This window comes from Microbacterium sp. CCNWLW41 (assembly GCF_037083505.1).
Genome location: NZ_JBAOJP010000001.1, coordinates 575,221 through 586,131, shown reverse-complemented (window position 1 = coordinate 586,131; position 10,911 = coordinate 575,221). Strand labels below are relative to the sequence as shown.

The 10,911-nt window shown below is 68.3% G+C and carries 11 protein-coding genes; 5 read left to right on the top strand and 6 right to left on the bottom strand.

Annotated elements, in window-relative coordinates:
• Positions 1 to 365 precede the first annotated feature (365 nt).
• Genes rsmG through rpmH form a run of 6 tightly spaced genes read right to left on the bottom strand, consistent with a single transcriptional unit; the run spans position 366 to position 3,574 of the window.
• Entirely contained in the window at positions 366 to 989 is a 624-nt protein-coding gene (rsmG, locus tag V6R91_RS02535; protein WP_336394014.1) for a 16S rRNA (guanine(527)-N(7))-methyltransferase RsmG, read from the bottom strand.
• Between the two features lie 47 nt (positions 990 to 1,036).
• Positions 1,037 to 1,555 carry a Jag family protein gene (locus tag V6R91_RS02530; RefSeq protein ID WP_336394013.1) on the bottom strand — a complete coding sequence of 173 codons (519 nt, stop codon included), beginning with the start codon at positions 1,553 to 1,555 and terminating at the stop codon, positions 1,037 to 1,039.
• Between the two features lie 36 nt (positions 1,556 to 1,591).
• Entirely contained in the window at positions 1,592 to 2,728 is a 1,137-nt protein-coding gene (yidC, locus tag V6R91_RS02525; RefSeq protein WP_336394012.1) for a membrane protein insertase YidC, read from the bottom strand.
• 8 nt (positions 2,729 to 2,736) lie between these two features.
• On the bottom strand, positions 2,737 to 3,093 hold the full coding sequence (yidD, locus tag V6R91_RS02520; protein ID WP_336394011.1) for a membrane protein insertion efficiency factor YidD: 357 nt from the start codon (positions 3,091 to 3,093) through the stop codon (positions 2,737 to 2,739).
• Complete coding sequence (gene rnpA, locus V6R91_RS02515; protein WP_336394010.1) at positions 3,090 to 3,428, bottom strand: ribonuclease P protein component; 339 nt, start codon at positions 3,426 to 3,428, stop codon at positions 3,090 to 3,092. The genes yidD and rnpA overlap by 4 nt, the downstream gene beginning before the upstream one ends.
• Before the next feature lie 8 nt (positions 3,429 to 3,436).
• On the bottom strand, positions 3,437 to 3,574 hold the full coding sequence (rpmH, locus tag V6R91_RS02510; RefSeq protein WP_055952712.1) for a 50S ribosomal protein L34: 138 nt from the start codon (positions 3,572 to 3,574) through the stop codon (positions 3,437 to 3,439).
• A gap of 310 nt (positions 3,575 to 3,884) precedes the next feature.
• On the opposite strand from rpmH, the gene dnaA reads away from it, so the two are divergent.
• The 5 genes from dnaA to gyrB all read left to right on the top strand — a co-directional run bounded on the left by dnaA (position 3,885) and on the right by gyrB (position 10,892).
• Positions 3,885 to 5,318 carry a chromosomal replication initiator protein DnaA gene (dnaA, locus tag V6R91_RS02505; protein WP_336394009.1) on the top strand — a complete coding sequence of 478 codons (1,434 nt, stop codon included), beginning with the start codon at positions 3,885 to 3,887 and terminating at the stop codon, positions 5,316 to 5,318.
• Positions 5,319 to 5,794: 476 nt separating this feature from the next.
• Complete coding sequence (gene dnaN, locus V6R91_RS02500) at positions 5,795 to 6,949, top strand: DNA polymerase III subunit beta (RefSeq protein WP_336394008.1); 1,155 nt, start codon at positions 5,795 to 5,797, stop codon at positions 6,947 to 6,949.
• A 59-nt stretch (positions 6,950 to 7,008) separates the two neighbouring features.
• The gene (gene recF, locus V6R91_RS02495; protein WP_336394007.1) at positions 7,009 to 8,217 is read left to right on the top strand and encodes a DNA replication/repair protein RecF; all 1,209 of its coding nucleotides are present in this window, start codon (positions 7,009 to 7,011) and stop codon (positions 8,215 to 8,217) included.
• On the top strand, positions 8,210 to 8,734 hold the full coding sequence (locus V6R91_RS02490; RefSeq protein ID WP_336394006.1) for a DUF721 domain-containing protein: 525 nt from the start codon (positions 8,210 to 8,212) through the stop codon (positions 8,732 to 8,734). Before recF ends, V6R91_RS02490 begins: the two co-directional genes overlap by 8 nt.
• Before the next feature lie 121 nt (positions 8,735 to 8,855).
• On the top strand, positions 8,856 to 10,892 hold the full coding sequence (gene gyrB, locus V6R91_RS02485) for a DNA topoisomerase (ATP-hydrolyzing) subunit B (protein ID WP_336394005.1): 2,037 nt from the start codon (positions 8,856 to 8,858) through the stop codon (positions 10,890 to 10,892).
• Positions 10,893 to 10,911: the final 19 nt, after the last annotated feature.

Below are 10,911 nucleotides of genomic sequence, written 5' to 3'. Positions count from 1 at the left end.
GGGGGCGACCCGGGTCTCGATGCGCTCGTGCCTCGCTACTCGACCGGCAAGTGAACGGGGGCGACCCGGGTCTCGATGCGCTCGTGCCTCGCTACTCGACCGGCAAGTGAACGGGGGCGACCCGGGTCTCGATAGGCTCGTACCTCGCTACTCGACCGGCAAGGGGCCGGACACGGGTCTCGATACGCTCGTACCTCGCTACTCGACCGGCAAGGGGCCGGACACGGGATTCGATACGCGCGTACCTCGCTACTCGGCCGGCGGGGAATGAGAATGCGGGGAGATGCGGTCGCCGGGGCGAGCTACGGGACGAGCGGCGCGGACGACGGGCGATGTTTCACGTGAAACGTACCGCGGAGCTACGGTCAGCGGACGGTGGCTCGGATCACTCGGGAGGGCTCGGAGAGAAGGCCCTCACCCACGATCTCGACGCGGGGGTTCGTCAGCTTGAACTTGCGGAGCTGCTTGTCAGCGGCCTCGATCTCGTTCGCGGCGCTCGTGCCCTTGAGGAGGATCAGTTCGCCACCGTTGCGCACCAGAGGAGCGGTGATCGGCACCAGGGTGCGCAGCGCGCTGACCGCACGTGCGGTGACAGCGTCCAACACCGGACCGCGCTTCCAGTCCTCCGCGCGAGCCCGTAGCACCTCGACGTTCTCGAGCTCCAGCGCCTCGACCTGCTCCGACAGCCACGCGACGCGGCGTTCCATCGGCTCGATCAGCACCCACTCCACGTCGGGGCGAGCGATAGCCAGCACCAGACCGGGCAACCCGGCGCCGGAGCCGACGTCGCCGGCACGCCCGTGGAACAGGGGAGCGATGACGGCGCTGTTGAGGATGTGCCTGGACCACAGGCGCGGCGGTTCGAGCGGACCGATGAGCCCGCGCTCCTCGCCGTGACGGCCGAGGGCCTCCGTGAAACGCCGTGCGACCTCGATCCGGTCGCCGAAGATCTCGGCAGCTGCGGCGGGCTCTTGCTCGATCTCGATCATGGTCACTCCGACAGGGCCGGGCAGTGTTTCACGTGAAACGGCGGCGCTCAGCCGCGCCGGATCACGGTGTGACGATCGGCGCCCTCGCCGTACGACTCGGAGACGAAACCGCGCTCGGCGACGATGTCGTGGACCACCTTGCGCTCGTAGCTCGACATCGCCGGAAGCGAAGCCTGCGACGCACCCTCGTCCAGTCGGGCGATCGCGCGGTCGACGAGCGTGGCGAGCTCGTGCTGCCGCGCGTCGCGGGACCCGCCGACATCGAGGATCAGCCGCGAGAACCGCCCGGTGCGGCTCTGCACGGCGATCCGCGTCAACTCCTGAAGGGCCTGCACGGTGTCGGGTGCCGCGATGAGCGCCACCGAGCCGCCGGCGGGCGCCTCCACCGACACGTACGCCCGCCCGGCGCGGACGTCGAGATCCAGGTCGCCGTCGATGTCGGCGATGTCGAGCAGGCCCTCGATGAAGTCGGCGGCGATGTCGCCTTCCTCCTCGAGCTGGGCGACGGTCGCCGGAATGCGCTCGTCGCGAGCGTCGGTAGCGGCGAAGTCAGGAGACGTGGTCATGACGGGATTCCTCGGGGGAGCGGGTCGAAAGGGGACTCAGGATGCCGGACGCGGGCCGGGGGCACCGGCATCCGTCTCATCCGCCGGCTTGCCGCCGCCCGGCTTGGCACCCGGCTGCTTCTGCGCCTGCTTCTTCGCGCGCTGCTTACTGACGGGCTGCTGACGCTTGGGCGCCGCGGCCTTGGCGCGCTCGGCCTCTTCGAACAGACGCTGCTGCTCGGCCTGGTACTTCTCCATCGGCACGACCTTGCCCGACGCGTCGATCGCCTTGCCCTTGCGAGCGAGGCGCTCCTCGCGCTCCTTGGCCGCGTCCGATCCGGGCGTGGGCATCTCACGGATGACCAGGAACTGCTGGCCCATCGTCCACAGGTTCGACACGAACCAGTAGATGACGACACCCAGCGGGAAGAAGACACCCGAGAAGACGAAGGCGAAGGGCAGGACGTACAGCATGATCTTCTGCATCTGGTACGCCTGGCCGGTCTTGGCCTCGGGAGACAGGTTCTTCGAGATGATCTGCAGCTGCGTGAAGAACTGCGAGACGATCATCAGCACGACGAGCGTGAGAAGGATGAGGATCGCGGGGGTGTTGCCGGTGTTGATCGCGTCGATGAGCGTCTCGTGCAGCGAGGCGACGCCGAAGAGCTTCGCGTTGTAGAACTCCGCGGTGAGCTCGGCGTTGAGCAGCCCGACACCGCCGACGCCGTCGTTGTAGTGGCGGGTCACGTCGTTGAGCACGCTGAACAACGCGAAGAACACCGGCATCTGCACGAGCAGCGGCAGGCACGAGGAGACGGGCGTGGTGCCGTGCTTCTTGTACAGCGCCATCGTCTCGCGGCTCATCGCCTCGCGGGAGAGCTGATCACGCTTGCCCTTGTACTTCTCCTGAACTTTTCGCAGTTCAGGAGCGATTTCCATCATCTTTCGCTGGCTCTTGATCTGCCGCACGAACAGCGGGATCATCGCCGAGCGGACGACGATCACGAGGCCGACGATCGACAGCACCCACGTGATGCCGTCTGCCGGCGGCAGACCGATCGCGGTGAACAGCCAGTGCCAGAAGACCAGCACGGCCTCGACCGCCCACTTCAGCGGCCACAGGATGATCCCGAACAGGTCGAATCCTCCGCCGGTCTGTTCGGGCGCGGGGGTGGAGGCCAGCAAGAGATCCATGCGGCGGATCAGTCCTTTCCGGTGGGGGCGGGCACGACGAACCCGTGAGGGGTCAGCGCGTGCCGGAAGTTCTTGTGCGGGGGCACGTCATCGACGCCGCCGGCCGCCCACGGGTGGCAGCGCGCGATGCGGGCGGCAGTCATGGCCGACCCGACGACCGCGCCGTGCTGCTGCACCGCGCCGACGGCGTACGCCGAACACGACGGGTAGTACTTGCAGACGTCGCCGTAGGTGTGCGAGATCGTGGCGCGGTAACCGTGGAGCAGCGCGAGGACCGCGTTGCGGGGGAGCAGCGGGATGCTGCGCAGGGAATCGGATGCCTCGAACCGGGCATCTCCGAGTGCATAGGCCGGGAGCACGCTCATGCGGCGGCGCTCCGCGGGAGGCACTTCGTCACGTCGGTGCGCAGCTCGGCGAACGACGCCGACGCCGCACTCGGCAGGGCGCGGATCACGACGTCGCTTCCGGGCGCGACCGAGCCGAGGGACTCGAAGCACAGCGCCTTCAGCCGGCGCCGGACGGTGTTGCGCATCACGGCGCCGCCGACTTGGCGGCTGACGATGAAGCCGAACCGCGCCGGACCATCGGTCACGACGCGGCTGACATAGGTGACGGTGTGCGCTCCGGCACACCGACGACCCCTACGGACGACGGCCTTGTAATCCGCTCCGCGGGTGAGTCGGTTCGGCCTCGCGAGCACCGCTCGGCTCAGGCCGAGAGCTCGGTGCGCCCCTTGGCGCGACGAGCCGAAAGGATGCCGCGGCCCGCGCGCGTGCGCATGCGGGCGCGGAAGCCGTGCTTCTTGGCGCGGCGGCGGTTGTTGGGCTGGAAGGTGCGCTTGCTCATGAGGAACTACTTCCGATCAGGTGTCACCGGGACGCTCGAGACCGGGGACGTGTGTACAGGGGCGACTGCCACGGGGGCATAAGTCAACCGATCAAGGCTACGTCGAGACGCCCGAGAACTCAAACCGAGAGGGGAACGTGTCATTATGCCCCCGGTGACGGCGGGACCCTGGCACCGACACGCAGGCCGGATCTACAGTGGAGTTTGCTCACGGGACGCCCGCTGACTAGCGTGGCTCCGGCAGTTATCCACAGGCTCGGACCGACGTTTCCGCGGCATCGGGTGGAATCGTCAACAACCCGGGGGGGCCATGTCATCGCACGAAGTTCCAGATGTTCCTGTCTGGACCGCCGTCCTGGACGAACTCGTGCGAGACGATCGCATCACCCCGCAGCTGCATGGCTTCATCAGCCTGGCCGTGCCGCAGGGCGTCATGGGCGGCACCCTCTATCTCGACGTGCCGAACGACCTCACCGCGGCGCAGTTCACCAAGCGCATGCGGGCGCCGATCCTCGAGGCGCTGACCCGCGTGGCCGAGGACGTCCAGGACCCGGCGTCGAACTTCCGGGTCGTCGTCAATCCCGACCTCGCGGACGCGCACCTGACCGCGCCGATCCCGCTTCAGTCCAGCGTCGTCTCGCCGCCCGCCGCGCCGCAGGTGGGACGCCCACCGCTCGAGGAGCCGGCGGACGCGGCATCCACCTCCCGCAATGACACGCGGCTCAACCCGAAGTACACGTTCGACAACTTCGTCATCGGCCAGTCCAACCGCTTCGCGCATGCCGCGGCGGTCGCGGTGGCCGAGGCTCCCGCGAAGGCGTACAACCCGCTCTTCATCTACGGGGACTCCGGACTGGGCAAGACGCACCTCCTGCACGCCATCGGCGACTACGCGCTCAGCCTCTATGCCGGAATCCGCGTGAGGTACGTGTCGAGCGAGGAGTTCACCAACGACTTCATCAACTCGATCGCCAACAACCGCGGCTCGGCGTTCCAGGCCCGGTACCGCGATGTCGACATCCTGCTGATCGACGACATCCAGTTCCTGCAGGGCCGCGCCGAGACGCAGGAGGCCTTCTTCCACACGTTCAACCAGCTGCACGATCACGACAAGCAGGTCGTGATCACGAGCGACGTCCCGCCGAAGCACCTGACCGGGTTCGAGGACCGCATGCGCAGCCGTTTCGAGTGGGGTCTCATCACCGACGTGCAGGCACCCGACCTCGAGACGCGCATCGCGATCCTCCGCAAGAAGGCGCAGTCCGAGCGGCTGCACATCCCCGACGAGGTGCTGGAGTACATCGCCACCGTCGTCTCCAGCAACATCCGCGAGCTCGAGGGCGCCCTGATCCGCGTGTCGGCGTTCGCGAGCCTCAACCGCTCCACGCTCGACATGTCGCTCGCCCAGACCGTGCTGCGGGACATCGTCGACCAGGACGACGCGAACGTGGTCTCGCCGACCGACATCATCACGGCGACCGCCGCGTACTTCAAGCTCACCGTCGACGACCTCTACGGCTCGAGCCGCTCGCAGCAGGTCGCGCAGGCCCGCCAGATCGCGATGTATCTGTGCCGTGAGCGCACGAGCCTGTCGCTGCCGAAGATCGGGCAGCTGTTCGGCAACCGCGACCACACCACCGTGATGTACGCCTACAAGAAGATCAGCGAGCTCATGAAGGAGCGCCGCTCGATCTACAACCAGGTCACGGAGATCACCGCTCAGCTCGGTCGGAACGGCCGCTGACGACCCCTCCCAGCCGCGAAGCGGGCCCCCGATGCGCAGTCGGGGCCCGCTTGCGCATATGCCCGAAGAAGTTCTTGACATCGGGGCCGAGGGAGCGCGATCATCCGGTTCTTCACAGTGTGGAAAACCTGTGGATAACTCTCGAAGCCTGCGGAAACGCCTGTGCACATCGGTGGGATGCCTGTGGATGAATGGGGGATGCCGGTGGCCGCGGCATCCGTCGTCCCGAAGTCCGTCCGCAGCCGCTCCACAACTCACACTCTTGTGGTTTCCCTGTGCCGACTGGCGAGTCGGACGTTCTCCACAGTTTCCACAGCCGTTAACACCATGACAAGAAATCTCTCTGATGAATCCCGTCCGATGACCTTCACTGTGGACAAGGGCTCGGACAGACCCGGACTGGCAATCGTCGGTGCTGGCACTAGCATGAGTACCCCGAGCCCGTAGCCTGCGGGTCCGCTGCAGAGGGAGCGTTCGTGAAGTTCCACGTCAATCGCGATGTGTTCAGCGAAGCCGTGTCGTTCGTCGTCAAGCTTCTGCCGCAGCGCAACCCCCAGCCGATCCTGGCGGGCGTGCTGATCGAGGCATCCGATGCGGGTCTCTCGCTCGCGGCGTTCGACTACGAGGCCTCGGCACGCACGACCATCGAGGCCACCGTCGACGAGCCGGGCACGATCCTGGTGCACGGCCGCCTGCTGTCGGACATCGCCAGCCGCCTGCCGAACGCCCCCATCCAGATCGAGGTCGATCAGGACGGCGGCATCCTGCTGACATGCGGGTCGGCGCGCTTCACGCTCGCATCCATGCCGGTGCAGGAGTACCCCGCGATCCCGGAGGTCTCGGGCGACTCGGGTCTCGTGCCGTCGGAGGACTTCGCCACCGCGATCTCGCAGGTCGCCTTCGCGGCATCCCGCGACGACGTCACCCCGGTGCTGACCGGTGTGCAGCTGGAGGTGTCGGGCACCAGCCTCAGCCTCGTCGCCACCGACCGCTACCGCGTCGCGCTGCGCGAAATTCCGTGGGACGGCGGCTCCACCGCGAGTGAGGAGGCGACGACGGCGCTCGTCCCCGCCCGCACGCTCACCGAGGTCGGCAAGACGTTCGCGCACGGCGGCGACATCTCGATCGCGTTCTCGGGGTCGGGCGACCGCGAGATCATCGCCTTCACCGCCGGCAACAAGACGGTGACCTCGCTGCTGATCAAGGGCAACTTCCCGCCGGTGCGGCGACTTTTCCCCGAGCAGACCGATCACCACGCGGTGGTCAACACGGCCGAGCTCGCCGAGGCGGTGCGCCGCGTGTCGCTCGTGCTGGACCGTTCGGCCCCGCTGCGGTTCACGTTCACGGCCGACAGCGTGTCGATGGATGCCTCGGGCACCGAGCAGGCCCGTGCGACCGAGTCGGTCGACGCCACGCTGCAGGGCGGCGACGACGTGACGCTCGGCCTCAACCCCCAGTACCTGCTGGAGTCGCTCGGCGCGGTCAAGAGCGAGTTCGTCCGCATCACGTTCACGTCGAGCGAGAACGCGAACAAGCTCAGCCCCGTGCTGATCACGCCGCAGACCTCGGTCGACCGGGCAGGCTCGGACTCGTTCCGCTATCTGCTGCAGCCGAACCTGCTCCTGCGGTGACCCGGCGGCCGCCGGGCGGCCGAGGACCGGGCGTCGGCAGCGCTCACTAGGCTTGTCCGGTGATCGTGGAGCACCTGAGTCTGGTCGACTTCCGCAACTATGCGGCAGCCGACGTCGAGCTCGGGCCGGGTCCGAACGTCTTCGTCGGCCGCAACGGCCAGGGCAAGACGAACCTCGCCGAAGCGATCGGGTTCTTCGCGACGCTGGGCTCGCATCGCGTCTCGAACGACGCGCCCATGGTGCGCGATGGGGCGGATGCCGCGATCATCCGCGCCCGGCTGGCTCACGGCGACCGGCGCGTGCAGCTGGAGGCGCAGATCAACCGGCAGGGCTCCAACAAGGCTCGGGTCAACGGCTCGACGGTGAAGCCGGCCGAGCTCCCGCGCTACGCGCAGGTCGTGCTGTTCGCGCCCGAGGATCTGCAGATCGTCCGCGGCGACCCGTCAGCTCGGCGTCGTTTCGCCGACCAGCTCCTCGTGCAGCGCGCGCCGCGCATGGCCGGCGTGATCTCGGACTACGAGCGGGTCCTCAAGCAGCGCACGGCGCTGCTCAAGTCCGCCAGGGCGCGCGGAATCCGCGGCGACGCCCTGTCCACGCTGGACGTGTGGGACGACAAGCTCGTCTCCCTCGGCACTCAACTGATCGCCGCGCGGCTGGCGCTGGCCGCCGACCTCGCCACGCCCCTCGCGGCCGCGTACACCGCGATCGCCGGCGCCGACCACAACCCCGAGATCGAATGGGCGCTGTCGGTCGCGGGCGCCGACACGGGTGAGGACGCCGACGGATCGCCCGCACCGGCGTCGGGCGCGTCCGGCGCAGGACCGGCTCCGGATGCCTCTACCGCACGCATCGCAGAGCTCTTCCGGCTGGCGCTCTCGGCCCGGCGAACGTCCGAGCTCGAGCGCGGGCTCACGCTCGTCGGCCCGCATCGCGACGACCTGCTGCTGCGGATCCGCGGCCTGCCGGTGAAGGGCTACGCGTCGCACGGCGAGTCGTGGTCGGTGGCGCTGTCGCTGCGCCTCGCCTCGGCCGAGCTCCTGCGAGCGGACTCGCAGCTCGGCGACCCGGTGCTCATCCTCGACGACGTGTTCGCCGAGCTCGACGCCGATCGCCGCGCGCGTCTGGCCCACCTGGCCGCCGGATACGAGCAGGTCGTCGTCACCGCGGCCGTCGAAGGAGACGTCCCCGAGAACCTCCGCGCCCGGATGGTGCGCGTGGAGGCGGGACGGATCATCGGGCGCGTGGACGAGGAGCGGGCCGATGCCTGACCCGTCGACGGGCCCGGAATCCGGCGCGGGGGCCGACCGCGCGGCGCTGCCCGAGACCATCGCGACCTACCTGCGCCTGCGCGGCCTCGAGCCGTCGGCGCGTTCGTACCGCAAGCGCCGCCGGCGCACCGAGGACGACGAGAACCTGCCGTTCGCTCCCGGCCGCGACCCGCGCGGAGTGGGCGACGTGCTCTCCGATCTCACGCGCGAAGCGGGGTGGGATGCCCAGCTCGCCCGTGAGGACGTGGTGCGCGCCTGGGCCGAGGTCGCCGGTGAGGACACCGCTCGGCACACCCGCCCGGTCGCATTCTCGGGGGGAACGCTGACGGTCCAGGCGGACTCGACGGCGTGGGCGAAGCAGCTCCAGCTGATGCGCGCGCACATCCTCTCGGAGATCGTCCGGCGGTTCCCCGAGGCCGGGGTCGACGCAGTCCGCTTCATCGGGCCGGACGTCCCCTCCTGGAAATGGGGTCCCAGAACGATTCCAGGGCGGGGTCCGCGCGATACCTACGGCTGAACCACGTCAGGAGCCGTCCGGAAGGATTTCATGCGCTCATACGGGCGTAGAGCGTCGTGATCGAGGCGTTACCCGATAGACTGTCGGGGTCCCCTCCGAAGGATTTGGAGCCATCGCGAAGATGACGTCTGACAACCCCGACAACGTTTCCGAGGAACCCGAAACGCCCGACCGGGCTCCCAGCGAATACGGGGCAGATGCCATCCAGGTCCTGGAGGGCCTCGAAGCCGTCCGCAAGCGACCCGGCATGTACATCGGGTCCACCGGCGAACGCGGTCTGCACCACCTGGTCTACGAGATCGTCGACAACTCGGTCGACGAGGCGCTCGCCGGCTACTGCGACGCGATCAGCGTCACGATCCTCGAGGACGGCGCCGTCCGCGTCATCGACAACGGCCGCGGCATCCCGGTAGGCATGCACCGCACCGAGGGCAAGTCGACCGTCGAGGTGGTCCTCACCGTCCTCCACGCCGGCGGCAAGTTCGGCGGCGGCGGCTACGCGGTCTCGGGCGGCCTCCACGGCGTGGGCTCCTCCGTCGTCAACGCGCTGTCGACCCGCCTCGAGGTCGAGGTCAGGCGCGAGGGCCACGTGTGGCGGCAGTCGTACCGCGACGGCGGGCAGCCGCAGGCGCCGCTGGAGAGAGGCGAGGAGAGCACCGAGACCGGGACGATCATCACGTTCTGGCCCGACCCCGGCATCTTCGACACCGTCGAGTTCGACTACGACACGCTGCGCACGCGCTTCCAGCAGATGGCGTTCCTCAACAAGGGACTGCGGATCAGCCTGCGCGACGAGCGGCCGCAGGCGCTCATGCCCGACGACGACCCGGCCGACGGAATGAGTGAGCCGCAGCCCCGCCACGACGACTTCCTCTACGAGCGAGGTCTCGTGGACTACGTGGAGCACCTCAACAAGGTGCGCCACGCGGACGTCGTCAACGACGAGATCATCGAGGTCGAGTCCGAGGACACCGTGCGCCACATCTCGATCGAGCTGGCCATGCAGTGGACGACGAGCTACACCGAGAACGTGTTCACCTTCGCCAACACGATCAACACGCACGAGGGCGGAACCCACGAGGAGGGGTTCCGCGCCGCCCTCACGACGCTGGTCAACCGATACGCCCGCGGGCAGAACATGCTCAAGGAGAAGGACGAGAACCTCACCGGCGAGGACATCCGCGAGGGGCTCACGGCCGTCATCTCGGTGAAGCTCTCCGAGCCGCAGTTCGAAGGGCAGACCAAGACGAAGCTCGGCAACACCGAGGCGAAGGCGTTCGTCCAGAAGGTCGTCGGCGACAAGCTCGGCGACTGGTTCGACCGCAACCCGACGCAGGCCAAGAACGTCATCCGCAAGGCGATCGACGCGGCCTCCGCCCGCCTCGCCGCACGCAAGGCGCGCGAGACCGCCCGCCGCAAGAGCGTGTTCGAGTCGGCCGCGATGCCCGACAAGCTCAAGGACTGCACCAGCAAGGACCCGTCGATCAGTGAGATCTTCCTCGTCGAGGGGGACTCGGCGGGCGGCTCGGCGGTGCAGGGCCGCGACCCGCACACGCAGGCGATCCTGGCGCTGCGCGGCAAGATCCTCAACGTCGAGCGCGCCCGCCTCGACAAGGCGCTGTCCAACAAAGAGGTCCAGGCGATGATCCAGGCCTTCGGCACGGGCATCGGCGAGGACTTCGACATCGGCAAGGCGCGGTATCACAAGATCGTGCTGATGGCGGATGCCGACGTCGACGGCCAGCACATCACCACGCTGCTGCTGACGCTGCTGTTCCGGTACATGCGCGGACTCATCGAGGCCGGCTTCGTCTACCTCGCCATGCCCCCGCTGTACCGCCTGAAGTGGTCGAACTCCGCGCACGAGTACGTGTACTCCGACAAGGAGCGCGACGCGCTGCTGGAGGACGGACTGGCAGGCGGCAAGCGGATCCCCAAGGATTCCGGCATCCAGCGCTACAAGGGCCTCGGTGAGATGAACGCCAAGGAGCTGTGGGAGACGACGATGGACCACCGCACGCGGACGCTCCGCCAGGTGACCATCGACGACGCGGCGGCCGCCGACGAGATCTTCTCGGTGCTGATGGGCGAGGACGTCGAATCCCGCCGCACGTTCATCCAGCGCAACGCCAAGGACGTCCGCTTCCTCGACATCTGAGCCGCGGACAGGTCCACGC